The organism is Gordonia sp. B8661-1 (assembly GCF_059427765.1).
On record NZ_JCAHRL010000006.1, the window covers coordinates 168,135 to 183,910 of the forward strand.

Sequence of the window (15,776 nt, forward strand, 5' to 3'; positions counted from 1 at the left end):
CTGCCTGTGCGGTCGTCGCCCCGACGACCTCCATTATCGGCCTACTCATGGAAATCGGGCATCCCCTGGTGCGGACGTACTCATTGAGGGAATCCGGGAATGGTGAATCCGGGGAACTGAGGTGTCGCCCCTTCATCGGTGGTCTCGGGTGCTTCCGTGGTCGGTGGCGCCTCGGTGGTCGTCGGCTCCTCGGTCGGCTCCTCGGTGGTGGTCCGGGTCGGACGCTGGGTCGTCGTCCGCTCCTGTGTCGTCTCCCGGGTCGTTTCCGCGGTCGTCGGTGTCTCCGTGGTCGTCTCGGTGACGGTCGCGGTGGTCGGCGACGTCGGCGGGACCGGATCCGACGACGAGTTCTGGTTCACCAGCCAGTACCCGATCAGCGCCAGTGCGGCGATGAGCAGCACGGCCGCGACCCCGGCCAGAGCCTTCTGGCCACCGGTCCAGCTGTTGTCGTCGACCGGCGGCACCGGACGGCTCGGCGGGCGACTGACCGCCCGGGCCGTCGAGGGGCGTGAGGCTGCTGCGGCGGTACCGCTCCCGGTCATCACCGAGGTCGCGGGCCGGGCCGCGGCGGCACCGGCTGCTGCCGCGGCGGCCGCACCACCGGCGGTGCCCGGTCGGGGTGGTCGATGGCCGGCGCGGACGGCGGCGACCGCGTCGGCGAACTCTCCGCCGTTCGCGTATCGCTGGCGCGGCTCCTTGGCCAGCGTGATGTCGATCAGTTCCCGGACGGGCGACGGGAGAGTGGTCGGCAGCGGCGGCGGCTCCTCGCGGATGTGCTTCATTGCGACGGTGATGGCGCCGTCGCCGAGGAAGGGCCTACGTCCGACCAGCGCCTCGTAGCCGACGACGCCCAGCGAGTACACGTCGGAGGCCGATGTCGCGTCGCCACCGGTCGCCTGTTCGGGCGAAATGTACTGGGCGGTGCCCATCACCATGCCGGTCTGGGTGACCGGCGCCGCGTCGACGGCCTTGGCGATACCGAAGTCGGTGATCTTCACCTGGCCGGTCGGGGTGATGAGGATGTTGCCCGGTTTCACGTCCCGGTGCACCAAACCCTGATCATGGGCCGCCTGGAGAGCACGACCCGTCTGCTCGAGCATGTCGAGTGCGTTGTTCAGGGGCAGCCGGCCCATCCGGGCGATCACCGAGTTCAGTGGTTCGCCGTTGACCAGTTCCATCACCAGGTAGGCGAGCGGATCGCCGCCGCCCCGGTCCGGTGTCTCGCCGTAGTCGAAGACGTTCGCGATGCCGGGATCGTTCAGCATCGCCGTGGTCTGTGCCTCGGCGCGGAACCGGGCGGTGAACTCCGGGTCGTTGGAGTACTCGGCCTTCAGGACCTTCACCGCCACACGGCGATTGAGCCGGGTGTCCAGTGCCTCCCACACCTGACCCATACCGCCGGTCGCGATGAGTCGCATCAGCCGATACCGGTCGGCGATGATCGTGCCGTTCTGCAAGGTCATCCGCCTGCACCTCCCAACAGTGCGTTGATCACCGCGCGTCCGATCGGGGCGGCCACCTGCCCACCGGTCGAGGCGGGTCCCGGATCGCCGTTCTCCACGACGACCGCGAGGGCGATCTGTGCGTTCGAGGACGGCCCGAACGCGATGTACCAGGAATAGGGGGTCTGCGACGCGACATCACCGGAGACCGCGTGTTCGGCCGTGCCGGTCTTCGACGCGATCTGCACCGGGCCGCCCGCACCGGCGGTGCTGCGCTCGGATTCCTCCATGAGTTCGGTGAGCTGTCGTGCCTGATCGGAGGAGATCGGTTCGTTCATCGTCGTCGGCTGCGTGGTCTGCAGCGTCCGTAGGTCGGCGGCCTGCAATTTGTCCACCAGGTACGGCTGCATTCGGACACCGCCGTTGGCGACCGTCGCGGCGACCATCGCCATCTGCATCGGCGTGACCCGGACGTCGCGCTGACCGATCGACGACTGGCCGAGGGCCGCGAGATCCGGGATCGGTCCGACGGTCGGCTTGGAGACCGGAAGCGGTGTGTCCGGCTGCTTTTCGTCGAGGCCGAAACGCTGCGCGGTCTCGCGGAAGGTGGAGATGGGATCCTTCATCTTCCGCGTCGTGAGGTCGACGAAGGCGGTGTTGCAGGAGTATTTGAACGCCTGGAGCAACGAGACGCTGCCACCGGAGCCGCCCGGGCACGTCTGGTTGTCGTAGTTGGTCAGCGACGTCGCGGTGTCCGGGAGGACGATCGACGGCGCCGCGGTGAGTCGCTCACCGACGCCGATGCCATCGCGCAACGCGGCCGCGGTGGTGAGCACCTTGTATGTCGACCCGGGCGGATAGAGCTGATTGAGTGCGCGGTTGAGCATGGGCGCGTCGAGGTCGTTCGGTTGATTCCACGCGGCCCAATTACGTTCGCGCACATCCTGATCGTGGCTCGCCAGCTTGTTGGGGTCGTAGCTCGGCGTGGAGGCGAGCGCCAGGATCTTGCCGGTGTTCGGCTGGATGGCCACCAGCGCTCCGCGGCAGCCGCCCTGGCACCCGTTGCGGAGTGCGTCGAAGCCGACGCGCTGCAGTCGCGGGTTGATGGTGGTGACCACGTTGCCGCCGCGCGGGTCGCGCCCGGAGAACATGTCGATGAATCGCTGCCCGAACAAGCGGTCGTCGTTGCCGTTCAGGATCGAGTTCTCGTACAGCTCCAGGCCCGCGCTGCCGTACTGGAATGAGTAGTAGCCGGTCACCGGGGCGAAGGCCTCGGCGCCGTTCGGCGGGTAGGTGCGCAGGAATTTCAGCCGGCTGTCGGTGGGCGTCGACACCGCGACGACAGATCCGCCGCCCGCGGTGATCGCACCGCGCTGACGGGCGTACTCGTCGAGCAGCACGCGGTTGTTGCGCGGATCCGAGCGCAGTTTGTCGGCCTTGAAGACCTGGACGTAGGTGGCGTTGGCGAGGAGCGCGACGGTCATCAGCATGACCACCAGTGCCACGCGCTGGATGGGTTTGTTCACCGGCCCACCACCTGCGTGGGCATCGAATCGATGCTCTTCGGCGGCGGGCGTCTGCGCGTCGGATCAGGTTCGCGCGCCGCGTTCGAGATCCGGATGAGCAGGGCCAGCAGAATGTAGTTGGCGAGCAGCGATGATCCGCCGTACGACAGGAACGGGGTGGTCAGACCGGTCAGCGGGATCAGTTTCGTGACACCGCCGACGACCACGAACACCTGGATGGCGATGGTGAACGACAGCCCCGTCGCCAGTAGTTTGCCGAAGCTGTCGCGCACGGTGATCGCGGTGCGCAGGCCACGGATCACCAGGACCAGATACAGCACCAGGATCGCGCCGAGCCCGACGAGGCCCAGTTCTTCGCCGATGGTGGCGATGATGAAGTCGGTGTTGGCGAACGGCACGATGTTGGGTCGTCCCGAGCCCAGACCGGTGCCGAACAACCCGCCGGTGGCTAGCCCGAAAAGGCTTTGTCCCACTTGATAACCGTCACCGTCGAAGTCGGCGAACGGGTCCTGCCAGACGGACACGCGGATCTGCAGATGCGAGAACAGCTGATACGCGATGATCGCGCCGACGACGAACAGTGTGAGGCCGATGATGACCCAGCCGATGCGTTCGGTGGCGACGTACAGCATCGTCAGGATCGTCGTGAAGATCAGCAGCGGTCCACCGAGATCGTTGGCGGCGGCGAAGATCGCGATGGTGATGATCCACGCGACGAGCAGCGGTCCCAGGTCGCGGGCGCGCGGCAGGTCCATGCCGAGGAAATGTTTGCCCGCCGTGGTGAACAGGTCGCGCTTGCTGACCAGCAGGGCTGCGGTGAAGATGATGATGAGGATCTTCGAGAACTCGCCCGGCTGGATATTGAAGATCGGTGTGCGGATCCAGTTCTTCGAGCCGTTGATCTCCGACATCGACGACGGCAGGATCGTCGGCAGCGCCAGGAAGATCAGGCCACCCAGGCCCAGTGTGTACGCGTACCGCGACAGGGTGCGGTGGTCGCGCACGAAGATCAGGATCGCGGAGAACGCGATGATGCCCAGCACGGCCCACAGCAGCTGCTGATCGGCGTTGTTGGTGGGTTCGGAACCGCTGATGGTCTCGCCGGTGCGTTCGGTGCCGAGATCGAGCCGGTGGATGAGCACCAGCCCCAGCCCGTTGAGAACCGCGACAAGCGGCAGCATCAGTGGATCGGCATGTGGCGCATAGCGTCTGACCACCATGTGGGCGACGCCGAACAACGCGATGTAGGCCGCGACGTACTTCGCGAGGTCGACGGTGATGCTCTGATCCTGTGCGGTCTGCACGATCAGTAGGGCGACCGTCACCAGTCCGATGGCGAAGCCGAGGAGAACCAGTTCGGTGGTGCGGCCCGTCTGCTCTGGTGGCTGACGGGGCGGTGCGTGGTCGGTGGATTGGGTCATCTAGTGGCCCCGACAGATCTTGTTGCCGTCGCTGTCATATTGCGCGGGTGCGGCCGCCGACGTCTCGGTCGGCGTGGACGTCTCGTTCGGACCGGGTGCCGGAGTGGGCGGCTGCCCGGTGTTCGGTGCAGGCGTGCCCGGAGGTGGAGTCGGAGCGGGAGCCGGCGCCGGATCGGGGCACAGCGGCAAGAAGTTCAGCTGCCGTACCCGGCTCTGCGCATCCGACAGCGGCATGTTCTTGATCGAATTGCCGGTGACCGCATTGCGGTCGAGTTCGGCGAGATCCGCGATCTGCAGCGGGATGCAGGTGTCGGCGGCGTCCGGGTCGACGAAGGACACCTCCGGCTTGGCCTGATCGAGGCCGGTCACGCACGCCAGCTGCGAGCGGGAACTCATGTCGATGAACAGCACCTTGTCGGGTGCGCCCTGATAGATCACGACGGATCCGTCGGTGGCGCCGACGAAATAGTTCTTGTGAACGATCGCCCGCGTCACGAAGAAACCGCCGGCGAGCAGTGCGATCACCAGGAGTGCCGCCGCGGCGAGCCACGCGGGACGCCACGGGCTGCGCGGCGTGGGCTCGTCGTCCATGATGGTCGGCCGTTGCGGCTCGGAGGCCGGCGGGCGCAGAGCTGCGGCACGTCCGGCGGCCGTCGCCGGATTCGGCGTGTACGACTGATCGTCGCCACCCGCGGCGCCGCCGACGATCGGTCGCGATTCCCCGTACTCGGTGTCGACGACGTCGGCGACGACGACCGTCACGTTGTCCGGGCCGCCGCCGCGGAGCGCGAGTTCGATGAGCCGGTCGGCGCACTCCTTGTGATCCGGGATGGAACCCATGGTGTCGGCGAGGGTCTCTTCGCTGACGACGTCGGACAGACCGTCGCTGCACAGCATGTACCGGTCGCCGGCCCGGGCCTCGCGGACGATGAGCGTGGGCTCGACCTCCTGACCCGTGAGCGCGCGCATGATGAGCGACCGCTGCGGGTGTGTGTGTGCCTGCTCGGCGGTGATGCGGCCCTCGTCGACGAGCGTTTGCACGAAGGTGTCGTCGCGGGTGATCTGGGTGAGCTGTCCGTCGCGGTACAGATAGCCGCGGGAGTCGCCGATGTGGCAGAGCCCGATGCGGGTGCCGGCGAAGAGGATCGCGGTGAGCGTGGTGCCCATGCCGTCGAGTTCCGGTGATTCCTCCACCTGTGCGGCGATGGCGGCGTTGCCCGCGTGCGTCGCCCGGTCCAGTTTGGCGAGGAGATCGCCGCCCGGCTCGTCGTCGTCGAGATTGCGCAGCGCCTGGATCACCAGCTGGCTGGCGACCTCACCGGCCGCGTGCCCGCCCATGCCGTCGGCGAGGGCGAGTAGGCGTGCACCGGCATAGACCGAGTCCTCGTTGTTGGTTCGGACCAGCCCACGGTCGCTTCGCGCGATGTAGCGCAGTACCAGGGTCACGGGCGCAACTCGATCACGGTCTTGCCGATGCGGATCGGCGTGCTGAGCGGGACCTTCACCGCCGTCGTCACCTTGGACCGGTCGAGGTAGGTGCCGTTGGTCGAACCGAGGTCTTCGACGTACCAGTCGTCGCCCCGACGGGACAACCGCGCGTGTCTTTCGGAGGCGTAGTCGTCGGTGAGCACGAGTGTGGAGTCGTCGGCACGCCCGATGAGGACCGGTTGCTGGCCGAGGCTGATGCGGGTGTTCGCGAGCGCGCCGTGCGTGACCACGAGGTGGCGTGCCGACCCGCGTGCCCCTCGACCACCACCGGACTGCCGTTTGTCGCTGCGCGTGTAGCGCGAGAGCCGGCTGCCGCCCGCGGTGGAGATGTCGGCCCGCAGGGTACGGATCACCGCCCAGACGAACAGCCAGAGCAGCAGCAGAAACCCGAACCGGGTCAGTTGCAGCACCAAGCCCTGCATTGAGTTCTCACCTCCAGCGCCATCATCTCGCGGTCCGCACGATTTCCCCCGGGCGCCGCTTCGTGGAATCGGGACCCGACTGCATCTTATGGGGAGAGTTCAGGTTCGCCCGCATTCAGATGTGACAGTTCCGTATCAACGTCGGACGCCCGGGCCGTCGAAGCGACCCGGACGCGCGGCAGGGGATATCTGGTGGAGTTACTGGAACCGAACGGTGATGTCGGAGTGGCCGACGCGGATGCGGTCGCCGTCGGCGAGCTCCCAGCTGCTCACCTGCAGATCGTTGACGGTGGTGCCGTTCGTCGAGTTCAGGTCGGTCAGCATCGCGGTGTTGCCGTCCCAGCGGATCTCGACGTGGCGACGCGAGACACCGGTGTCCGGGAGACGGAATTGTGCGTCCTGTCCGCGACCGATGACATTCGAGCCCTCACGAAGCTGGAAGGTCCGGTTGCTGCCGTCCTCGAGGAGCAGCGTGATGGCCGCCGGCGCGTAGCCGCCCTGCTGGCCGTACCCGCCGCCGGCCTGTCCGTAGCCCTGGTCATAGCCGCCGGGCTGCTGACCATAACCCTGGTCGTAGCCGCCCTGCTGGGGATAACCCTGGTCGTAACCGCCGGGCTGCTGACCGTAGCCCTGCTGGCCGCCGTAGCCCTGGTCGTAACCTTGCTGTCCGTAGCCCTGGTCGTAGCCGCCCTGCTGCTGGCCACCGTAGCCCTGGTCGTAACCCTGCTGGCCGTAACCGCCCTGCTGCTGGCCGCCGTAGCCCTGGTCGTAACCCTGCTGGCCGTAGCCACCCTGGTCGTAACCCTGCTGTCCGTAGCCGCCGCCTTGCTGCTGGCCGCCGTACTGCTGGTCGTAGCCCTGCTGGCCATAACCTTGCTGGCCCTGGTCGTAGCCCTGCTGGCCGTAACCCTGGTCGTAGCCGCCCTGCTGTCCACCCTGGGCGTATGCGGGGTCTCCGCCACGCTGGTCGTATCCGGGGTTGTTGGTCATCTGTGAGGCTCCTACTTCTCGGTCTGCCCGTACTGGGTGCTGCTCTTCCGATGGACCGGGACGCGGAGCATCGAGTACCCGCGGCACGGCATCCGGGTTCACTGCGCCGCGTGTGCGGAACATACCCGTATGTAACGACGGTGACTGCTCGAACTCTACGACCACTCGACCGTAGGTTTGCCAGCCATTGTCCTGGATGAAGTTCTCGAGGTGCTTGGAGAACGTCCGTCGGTTCAGTTCGTATTCGGCCGCGACGTGCCCGAAGTCGGTGGGACTGAACAGAAGGGTGTAGCTGTTCGGGGCGAGCACCGTCCCGTCGCCGAGGTCTTCGAGCTGCTCCTCGGCCTCACGCTGCAAGCCGTTCTCGATCTCTTGCGGTGCGACCTCGCCCCCGAACATCCGCGCGAAGCCGTCGTCGACGGCACCCTCGAGCTTGCGCTCCAGGCGTTGCATGATGCCCATCGTTCGACCTCCCTCGCCGCTCGAATACGGATGCTCATGGCGTGTCGCCGTGCTTGCGACCCTGATAGATGATAGCGATTGTGCCCGGCTCCCCGCGGGTCAAGTCAACTACAGCACCGTACGCACCACCTGTATCAGCAATTCACTCACGTCAAGACTACCCGCCGATCCGCGCCTCACCACGGACTTTGCCCTCCCAGTCGCCCGCAAACGTGTGCTGAAGAAGATTCGGATCACAGTGGCGAAGTTCGTGTCCGATCGGCATGTTCCCGGTTCACGCGGTCGTCGAGGCCCAACTGTTTTGCACCCTGGCCCGCGCACTTGCTATCGTCTTCCAGTCTCACGCAGACAGCCACGGGCGAGTGGCGGAATGGCAGACGCGCTGGCTTCAGGTGCCAGTGTCCTTCGGGACGTGGGGGTTCAAGTCCCCCTTCGCCCACCAGAACGAGAGCCCCGACCGCGACGGTCGGGGCTCTTCTCGTTGGTGCCGACATCGGGCGGGTCGTCGCGAGTCCACAGGTATCGCGGGTCAGCGTCACCGCGGGCACTATGCAATCCGAGTCGCGCAGCGGTGATGCCTGTGAACCGGTCAGAGCTGATCGTCGCCAGGGAATCGGATGCATGGCGAAATGGAACTCAGGATGAACTCGACGGAGTCGGCGGAACGTTTGACGATGACCCCGGCCTGAAAGCCGTCACTGTTCGCTACGTGGTGATCTTCTGGATCCACCGGCCGCAGATCCGGGGGGGGGGCATTCGCGCGGTTTACATGTTCGGGCGACGAGGCAAATTCTTCGTAGTATTCCCTCAAGCCGAGCGGGATAGGAGCGGACTATGGCGCCGAGATTTGGTCTCACTCCCGACGAGATCACCAGTACGGCAACCAATTGGCAAACACAGGCCGATGTTGTCGGCGGCGTCAGCTTCAGCGCCCTGGGCAGCGTCCGCACTTACGGGGCGCCAAGGCCGACGTTGCGCGCGAACGCGCGACCGGGTGTTCAGTCCTGTCGTCGGTGACGAGGCCGGGCTCCGGAGATGGGGAGTCGCTCGACCTCGCTGTGCGGCGAAGAGCCAAGCGCGAGAAGCGGAATGAGATCCGATGCGGGTAGATCGACGGAACGGGTGGCGATCACCGGCATGTCGTGTTCGACCTCGGCCGCACGGGGAGGGGAGATGCTGGCAGGTGCTTCGTCGTCGGCCTCGTGATAGAGCACGAAGAAGAACGGGTGCTTGAAGTCGCCGAAGACGGCGGCGCCCATCATGATGCTGTCGGAGATGCGGCGGAGGTGGTCGCGGCAGTCGGCATAACGATGATCGATGCTGGCGCTCAATTGTCCGCGGTACCAACGCATATGGATCTCGGCGGCGGGCACGTGCGAGCCGAGGACGGGGCGTCCGGGGCCGAGGAAGGTCCGACCGATGCGGGCGAGCAGGAGGGGGGTCTTGCCGACCATTCCGAAGGGCAGAGCGTGGGGGCGCAGTGGGAACACGCGGCCGCCACGGGTGCAGAAGAGGAAAGGCTGCACCTCGTGGCTGGAGATCACCTGTTTGCCGTACCAGCCGAGGGCGGGCATGAGCTCTTCGGCGGGGTGGCCGGTGCGCAGGATGTCGGCACGCCATCGGCCGATATGCAGATCCTTCATCGTGACCGGCGGAAGGGAGTCGAAGATGGCCATCGCCTGTTCCGGCGTGCACATCACCGACAATCGGTTCGACCGGTAGGACCCCAACCGGAACACGCCCAACCACCTCATCCGCATGCCGACAGCAGAGCCGCCCCGCCTATCACCCGACAGGAACTACTGCTGTGTGCAACTAACGCTACTCGCCTCCACCGGAGTCGACGCGGTCGTTCGTCGAGAAAACGTAGGGACGGGATCAGAGGCCGGTCGCCACGAGTGAAACCCCTGGTGAACAACGGGAAATGACCGGCTCGACAACCCCCGGCGACCTGCCGAGCCGGCCAACCGCACGGTCGATACCGTCCCGCAACGGTCTCAATGAGACTATCAGAGTCTCGGTGCGGATTTCGGTTGTACGCTGTGCCCGTGACGTCGTTGAGTCCGACCTCGTATCTGGTGCTCGGCCTGGTGGCCCGCGCCGGTTCGGCGACGCCCTATGAGCTCAAACAAATGTCCGCGCGGGGGATCGGGGCGTTCTGGACGCTGCCCAAGGCGCAGCTGTACCGGGAGTCCGAACGTCTCACCGAATTGGGCCTGATGAGTGAGAAGCGCGAGAGCATCGGACGCCGCCGCAGGGTCTTCACGGTGACCGACGACGGACACCGCGAACTGGCCAGCTGGTTGTCAGCGCCGACGATCGAGACTCCCGAGATCCGCGATGTCGGCATTCTCAAACTGTTCTTCAACGAGCTCGCCGGCCCGAATGTTCGTGGGCGCCTTGCTGATGCGCAGAGGCGGTTTCATCAGGAACGGCTCGATGCACGGATGGAGGACGTCGACGGCCCGGAGGCCGACGAGGAGACCCGGATCGCGATCGCCTTCGAAAAGGCGGCCATCGGCTTCTGGTCCGAGGTCGGGGAGATTCGCGGTCGTCGGTCCTGAGCTCACGCCGGGCGCTGGTGGTTTCGACAAGCTCAACCGACGATGACAGGTGTTCGCGCGGTGCGGAGGCAACCGCGCACCGAAGCACTTGAACATGAAGGCACCTTCAAGTACGGTCAGCGCCAGACTCCCTACCTGGGCAGATGAGCGGAGGACCAGATGGAACTCGACGGTGCGGTCGCCATCGTGACAGGTGCAGGCGCGGGCATCGGAGCGGCCGTGTCGCAGGCCTTCACAGCCGCCGGTGCGCGGGTCGTCCTGACGGATATCGACGCGGACACCCTGCTGGCCACGGCCGAGGCCATCGACGCCGTACATCCCGGTTCCGTCGCCGCGCTCGCGGGCGACGCATCGGACGCCGGGCATATCGATGCCGTGGTGCGTCTCGCCGAAGACCGGTTCGGGCCGGTCGATCTGTACTTCGCGAATGCGGGGATCGTCGGCGGCCCGGGCCTCGACGCCTCGGACGAGGTGTGGGATCGAACGCTGAATATCAATGTGCTGGCGCATGTTCGGGCTGCACGTCGCCTGGTGCCCGGCTGGACCGAGCGAGGCTCCGGGTACTTCCTGTCGACCGCGTCGGCGGCCGGCCTCCTCACTCAGCTCGGCTCGGCAACGTATTCGGTCAGCAAACACGCGGCCGTCGGATTCGCCGAATGGCTGTCGGCAACATACGGGGACAACGGAATTCGGGTGAGCTGCCTGTGCCCGATGGGCGTCGACACGAAGCTGTTGCGGCCCGACGATCAGCCGGCCGACGGTGCCGAGGCGCTGATGCAGCGCGCGGTCGAGACGGCCGGTCGTGTCCTCACGCCCGCCGAGGTGGCCGACGTCGTCGTCGAGGCGGTCGTTGACGAGCGCTTCCTCATCCTTCCGCATGCCGAAGTGCTGGAGATGTACCGGCACAAAGGCGCCGATTACGACCGCTGGCTGCGGGGAATGCGGCGCTACCAGCAGATGCTCGAAACCGGCGACGCCTGAACACATCAGCCGCACAACAGACTTCACGCACGAAGACGCCCACGAAGGGACCGAAGATGGATCTGCTCAACCCGACCGAACGTGCCGAGGATTACCGGAATCGGTTGCTGGCCTTCATGGACGAGTACATCTACCCCAACGAGAAGGTGTACGAGGAGCAGATGCGGGCCTCCGACAACCCGCACGCCACTCCGCAGATCCTGAAAGATCTCAAGGCGAAGGCCAGGGATGCCGGTCTGTGGAATCTCTTTCACCCGCATGCGGAGTGGGGGCCGGGACTGACCAATCTCGAGTACGCGCCGCTCGCCGAGATCATGGGCCGGGTCAGCTGGGCGTCGGAGGTGTTCAACTGCAATGCCCCGGACACCGGCAACATGGAGGTGTTCACGCTCTTCGGCACCGACGAGCACAAGGAGCGCTACCTGCAGCCGTTGCTCGACGGTGAGATCGCGTCGGCATTCGCGATGACCGAGCCCGCCGTGGCCAGTTCGGATGCCACGAATGTGGAAATGTCGATGGTGCGCGACGGCGACGAATACGTGCTGAACGGCCGGAAGTGGTTCGCGTCCAATGTGGTCCGGCCCGACTGCAAGGTCATGATCGTGATGGGCAAGACCGATCCGGACGCTCCGATCCACCGCCAGCAGTCGATGCTGGTGGTACCCACCGACGCACCCGGCGTGACCATCGTGCGCAATCTCCCGGTGTTCGGGTACGTCGACCGGGAAAGCCATGGCGAGGTGTTGTTCGAGAACGTCCGCGTCCCGCTGTCCGACGTCCTCAAGGGTGAGGGCGAGGGATTCGCCATCAGCCAGGCCCGCCTCGGACCGGGCCGTATCCACCACTGCATGCGGATCATCGGCACCGCCGAACGCGCACTGGAACTCATGTGCGCCAGGGCATCCCAGCGCGTCACCTTCGGCCGCCCGATCGCCGAGCGGGCCAACATCCAGGACTGGATCGCCGAGGCCCGCATCGAGATCGAGATGGTGCGGCTGCTGACCCTCAAGGCCGCGTACATGATGGACACGGTAGGCAACAAGGCCGCGGCGACCGAGATCGCGGCCATCAAGGTCGCGGCACCGAACATCGCGCTGAAGATCATCGACCGCGCCATCCAGGTCCATGGCGGCGCCGGCGTGACCGACGATTTCCCTCTGGCCATGGCCTACGCGCATGTACGGACCCTTCGTCTCGCCGACGGCCCGGACGAGGTGCACAAGCGTGCCATCGCGCGCCGCGAACTGCGTCCGTATCGCGATGCCGCGGCATCGGAAGCCGCTGCGGGAGTGTCGGATCAGGCGCTCATCTCGCGCTCGTGAGCCGATGAGCGGTCGTCATCCTGTCGACGAGGTCCCGCCGCTGTCCGTGATCGCGGGCCGCGGACCGGAGTCGGCGGACAAACCGAAACCGGTCACCCCCAGGGGCGAGCGCACGCGGGCCGGTCTGATCGCGGCGGCCCGGGTTGTTTTCGAGCGGGACGGATTCGCCGAGTCCCGGCTCACCGACATCACCGTCGAGGCGAACTGCTCTACGGGGACCTTCTACACGTATTTCGACAGCAAGGAGGCGGCACTCGACGCGGTGCTGGCCGAGGCGCAGGAAGACATGCTGCATCCCGGACTGCCGCGTGTGGAACCGACCTCCGACGACGATCCGACCGCGGTTCTCGAAGCGGCGAATCGCGCCTATTTCGAGGCGTACCGGCGTAACGCGAAACTGATGCTGGTGCTCGAGCAGGTCGCCGGGATCAGCCCGCAGTTCCGGGAGATGCGTCGTCGGCGCAGTCGCATATTCGCCGAACGCAACGCGCGCCATATCCGGGAGTTACAGGCACGCGGACTGGCCGATGCCGATCTGGATGCGCTCTCGGCGGCCAGTGCACTCTCCGGGATGGTCTCGCGGATGGCGTATCACGCGTTTGCCCTCGGTGATTCCGTGGATGATCCGGAACTCGACGGTGACAGTGACGAAGTGTCGATGGATCGGCTCGTGTTCACCGCGACCCGGTTGTGGGTCAACGCGATCGGTGTGCGTCCGGGGACCGTCACTGCGTCTCCGAGCACGCCCGAATAGACTGCACCGGAGAACGTCATCGGGGCCGCGCGGCGTGGGGAGTCGGGGCACGATCGGTAGTACACCGGAAGGGGCCGGTGCTGACGAAGGGGGCTGCGTGGAGAATCAGTCCGAGCGGGTTGCGCTGGATCCTCACGGATACGGACCGGTGTCGGTGCGACGTCCCGACATCGCCGCCGCACTGTGGTGGGAGGATGAGCCGAGCGCCGAAATCGACCGTCTCCTCGGGTATCTCGACGAAGACGAGTTGTTGCTCACCGCGCGATCGGCGTGGTTCAAAGGCCTGTGGGGACTCATGGCGGTCACCACGCGGAGGGTGCTGATCACCTCCGCCGCCAAGGAGGGGCATGCCTACGAGATGCCCATCGACGCGATCCTGGGCATGTGGGATGCCGGCGAGGACGACGGATTCCGGTTGGCCCGACTGTACGACTACGAGGCATTCACCAAGATTCACTTCATCGGTGAGACAAGCCTGACCATCGTGCATGACCGCATCTACTCGTGTGTGCGGCGCCTGATGGAAGACACCGCCGGCGGCACCCTGGAGAAGGCGCATGACCAGGGCATCCTTGACGAGTATGAGCGCTTCCACAAGTTGAAGGACGCCTTCGAGAGCGGCGCACTCGACGACGAGTCGTACCGGTTCGCGGTGCTACGGATCTTCTCAGGCGGCGTGCAGCGGAACGCGCCGCCAGGGACTGTCTGATCGTTCGAGCAACGCGACGACGACATTGCTGGCGGTCTGCGCGGCATCGGCGGCTTCGGCGATATCGGTGAGTGCCTTCCAGTACCCTCGTCCGATGACCACCCCGTGTCCGAACTGCCGCCAGTTCGCGTAGTAGCCGCGGGCGGAGTCGAGCGCTGCGTACAGCATCGGCCAGCATTCCTCAGGTGTGAAATAGCCTGCGCGCAAAGACATCCGGACCACGAACGGCAACCGGCCGAGATCCCATGCCCGGATGTGTGAGGGAAACCAGTAAGCCGTCAACTCGCGGCGCAGAGGATGCGCGGTGCGGAGGTTGTAGAGCGCGTCGTAGTCGGCGATCCAGGCTGCGGCCGATTCATTGCGGGCGGCGGCACGAGCCGCGAGGAAATCACGGTGCGATTCGGGATCGTGACCGCCGGTCTTGGAGACGGCCTTGGCGACGAGTGGGGCCACCACCTCGAAGGTCGCGCTGTGCATCCCGTCGAGCAGGCGGCCGACAGTCATGCGTGCCTTGACCGGATCCTCGATGCCCCACCATTCGGCGAGGTCGCGGCGGGCGGTGGCCTCATCAACCGGCACATCCAAGGTGTCACAAGGCCATTCGTTCAGAGCCCACATGTGCGCACCGAGACTGAGCGCCGCCAGTTCCCGATGGGGCAACGTGCTCTGGGCACGCCAGATGAACGGCTTGCCGAGAAACGACTTCGACCCGTAGGGAAACTGAGACATCTGCGGGACCGACACGGCCTGAGTGTAGATACTTTGCCACCGGAGCAACACCGTGCCATTCGGTCCCGACCGTGTTCTCCCCTGTGTGTGCAGCTCACCGGCATCGGATACGCTCAGTCGGCTGTTGCTGACGTGATGAGGGGGAACCATGGGTCCGACGACACGACGACTGATCGCCGGAATGATGACCGGTGCCGCGACCATTGCCGTTCTGGCGGGCTGCGGGGACGACGGTACTTCGGATTCGGCGGATGCCTCCGCGCCGTCGGCGACGGAGAACACCGATGCCGCGTCGAACACGTCCGCTTCGGACACCGGTGATGCGGCAGCCGGCAGCAAGGCTGCCACGCAGATCTCCGGCCTCGTCCTGACGGCGGCGGACCTGCCGGCGGGTTACCAGGCGATGCCGGTGCCGAGGGAACAGATGCAGCAGGCCGCCGACAGCATGCTTCAGACGGCGAACGGCGTCGACCTCAAGCCCGCGAAATGCGCTCCGCCCACCGCTGTTCCGAAGAACGTCGACGTATCGGATATGGGCATGCTGATGGCGATGTCCGGCGCCAAGACACTGGCGGAGGTGGTGACCGTCGGCGACCAGGACCTCAATAAGATGCGGAAGAACATGACCGGCGACTGCGCCACCGTTCGGGGTGTCGTGGATACGCAGGGCCAGAAGGTCTCCACCACCATCACCTACGACGTCATCGAGGTGCCGAAGGGCAAGGCGGACTCCGTCTTTGCCGTACGTCAGCGTTCCGTCGCCGAGGTGGGCGGCCAGAAGATCAAGACCAGCGCTCTCAACGGATGGGCGGTCGTGTCGGGTCACACCATCGCGGTGACCAGCGGTGGCGCCATGGCCGGCCCCGACGATGCCGCCTTCCGAGCGGTGCTGGCGAAGGGCATCGACAAGGTCGCCGCGCACAGCTGACCTGCGGGTCGGTCGCACGTTGACGCGGGCTGCACGGT

General features: G+C 66.1%; 14 protein-coding genes and 1 tRNA gene. 7 read left to right on the forward strand and 8 right to left on the reverse strand.

The annotated features are described in order from the left end of the window. Positions 1 to 80: 80 nt before the first annotated feature. The 6 genes from AC4JJG_RS14095 to AC4JJG_RS14120 all read right to left on the reverse strand — a co-directional run bounded on the left by AC4JJG_RS14095 (position 81) and on the right by AC4JJG_RS14120 (position 7,751). Positions 81 to 1,463 carry a protein kinase domain-containing protein gene (locus AC4JJG_RS14095; RefSeq protein ID WP_495398270.1) on the reverse strand — a complete coding sequence of 461 codons (1,383 nt, stop codon included), beginning with the start codon at positions 1,461 to 1,463 and terminating at the stop codon, positions 81 to 83. Further along, positions 1,460 to 2,968, reverse strand: coding sequence for a peptidoglycan D,D-transpeptidase FtsI family protein (locus AC4JJG_RS14100; RefSeq protein WP_495398269.1), 1,509 nt, complete (start codon positions 2,966 to 2,968; stop codon positions 1,460 to 1,462). The genes AC4JJG_RS14095 and AC4JJG_RS14100 overlap by 4 nt, the downstream gene beginning before the upstream one ends. After that, positions 2,965 to 4,389 carry an FtsW/RodA/SpoVE family cell cycle protein gene (locus AC4JJG_RS14105; RefSeq protein WP_495398268.1) on the reverse strand — a complete coding sequence of 475 codons (1,425 nt, stop codon included), beginning with the start codon at positions 4,387 to 4,389 and terminating at the stop codon, positions 2,965 to 2,967. The genes AC4JJG_RS14100 and AC4JJG_RS14105 overlap by 4 nt, the downstream gene beginning before the upstream one ends. After that, complete coding sequence (locus AC4JJG_RS14110) at positions 4,390 to 5,835, reverse strand: PP2C family protein-serine/threonine phosphatase (RefSeq protein ID WP_495398267.1); 1,446 nt, start codon at positions 5,833 to 5,835, stop codon at positions 4,390 to 4,392. Further along, a complete protein-coding gene (locus tag AC4JJG_RS14115) occupies positions 5,832 to 6,299 on the reverse strand; it encodes an FHA domain-containing protein FhaB/FipA (RefSeq protein ID WP_495398266.1) in 468 nt (155 codons plus the stop codon). Before AC4JJG_RS14115 ends, AC4JJG_RS14110 begins: the two co-directional genes overlap by 4 nt. A gap of 198 nt (positions 6,300 to 6,497) precedes the next feature. Continuing rightward, entirely contained in the window at positions 6,498 to 7,751 is a 1,254-nt protein-coding gene (locus tag AC4JJG_RS14120; protein ID WP_495398265.1) for an FHA domain-containing protein, read from the reverse strand. Between the two features lie 356 nt (positions 7,752 to 8,107). On the opposite strand from AC4JJG_RS14120, the gene AC4JJG_RS14125 reads away from it, so the two are divergent. Then, positions 8,108 to 8,193 (forward strand) — tRNA-Leu (locus AC4JJG_RS14125). Positions 8,194 to 8,749: 556 nt separating this feature from the next. On the opposite strand, the gene AC4JJG_RS14130 is transcribed toward AC4JJG_RS14125, so the two are convergent. Then, a complete protein-coding gene (locus AC4JJG_RS14130; protein ID WP_495398264.1) occupies positions 8,750 to 9,490 on the reverse strand; it encodes a GXWXG domain-containing protein in 741 nt (246 codons plus the stop codon). A gap of 309 nt (positions 9,491 to 9,799) precedes the next feature. On the opposite strand from AC4JJG_RS14130, the gene AC4JJG_RS14135 reads away from it, so the two are divergent. From AC4JJG_RS14135 to AC4JJG_RS14155, 5 genes are all read left to right on the forward strand, one after another. Continuing rightward, positions 9,800 to 10,315: a PadR family transcriptional regulator gene (locus AC4JJG_RS14135; RefSeq protein ID WP_495398263.1), complete on the forward strand. Its 516-nt coding sequence runs from the start codon at positions 9,800 to 9,802 to the stop codon at positions 10,313 to 10,315. Between the two features lie 159 nt (positions 10,316 to 10,474). Further along, a complete protein-coding gene (locus AC4JJG_RS14140) occupies positions 10,475 to 11,296 on the forward strand; it encodes an SDR family oxidoreductase (protein WP_495398262.1) in 822 nt (273 codons plus the stop codon). A gap of 56 nt (positions 11,297 to 11,352) precedes the next feature. Then, a complete protein-coding gene (locus AC4JJG_RS14145; protein WP_495398261.1) occupies positions 11,353 to 12,618 on the forward strand; it encodes an acyl-CoA dehydrogenase family protein in 1,266 nt (421 codons plus the stop codon). Positions 12,619 to 12,622: 4 nt separating this feature from the next. Further along, complete coding sequence (locus tag AC4JJG_RS14150; protein ID WP_495398260.1) at positions 12,623 to 13,372, forward strand: TetR/AcrR family transcriptional regulator; 750 nt, start codon at positions 12,623 to 12,625, stop codon at positions 13,370 to 13,372. A gap of 97 nt (positions 13,373 to 13,469) precedes the next feature. Further along, on the forward strand, positions 13,470 to 14,081 hold the full coding sequence (locus AC4JJG_RS14155; protein ID WP_495398259.1) for a hypothetical protein: 612 nt from the start codon (positions 13,470 to 13,472) through the stop codon (positions 14,079 to 14,081). Here the strand turns inward: AC4JJG_RS14155 and AC4JJG_RS14160 are convergent. Then, the gene (locus tag AC4JJG_RS14160) at positions 14,040 to 14,825 is read right to left on the reverse strand and encodes a DUF1266 domain-containing protein (protein WP_495398258.1); all 786 of its coding nucleotides are present in this window, start codon (positions 14,823 to 14,825) and stop codon (positions 14,040 to 14,042) included. The genes AC4JJG_RS14155 and AC4JJG_RS14160 overlap by 42 nt on opposite strands. Positions 14,826 to 14,958: 133 nt before the next feature. Here AC4JJG_RS14160 and AC4JJG_RS14165 point away from each other — a divergent pair, with 133 nt between their 5' ends. Further along, complete coding sequence (locus AC4JJG_RS14165) at positions 14,959 to 15,738, forward strand: hypothetical protein (RefSeq protein ID WP_495398257.1); 780 nt, start codon at positions 14,959 to 14,961, stop codon at positions 15,736 to 15,738. Positions 15,739 to 15,776: the final 38 nt, after the last annotated feature.

What these genes read in the sequence shown, in the direction of transcription:
- AC4JJG_RS14095 (WP_495398270.1), bottom strand. Translation starts at nt 1,463, where the DNA reads ATGACCTTGCAGAACGGCACGATCATCGCCGACCGGTATCGGCTGATG.
- AC4JJG_RS14105 (WP_495398268.1), bottom strand. Translation starts at nt 4,389, where the DNA reads ATGACCCAATCCACCGACCACGCACCGCCCCGTCAGCCACCAGAGCAG.
- AC4JJG_RS14115 (WP_495398266.1), bottom strand. Translation starts at nt 6,299, where the DNA reads ATGCAGGGCTTGGTGCTGCAACTGACCCGGTTCGGGTTTCTGCTGCTG.
- AC4JJG_RS14120 (WP_495398265.1), bottom strand. Translation starts at nt 7,751, where the DNA reads ATGGGCATCATGCAACGCCTGGAGCGCAAGCTCGAGGGTGCCGTCGAC.
- AC4JJG_RS14140 (WP_495398262.1), top strand. Translation starts at nt 10,475, where the DNA reads ATGGAACTCGACGGTGCGGTCGCCATCGTGACAGGTGCAGGCGCGGGC.
- AC4JJG_RS14145 (WP_495398261.1), top strand. Translation starts at nt 11,353, where the DNA reads ATGGATCTGCTCAACCCGACCGAACGTGCCGAGGATTACCGGAATCGG.
- AC4JJG_RS14150 (WP_495398260.1), top strand. Translation starts at nt 12,623, where the DNA reads ATGAGCGGTCGTCATCCTGTCGACGAGGTCCCGCCGCTGTCCGTGATC.
- AC4JJG_RS14165 (WP_495398257.1), top strand. Translation starts at nt 14,959, where the DNA reads ATGGGTCCGACGACACGACGACTGATCGCCGGAATGATGACCGGTGCC.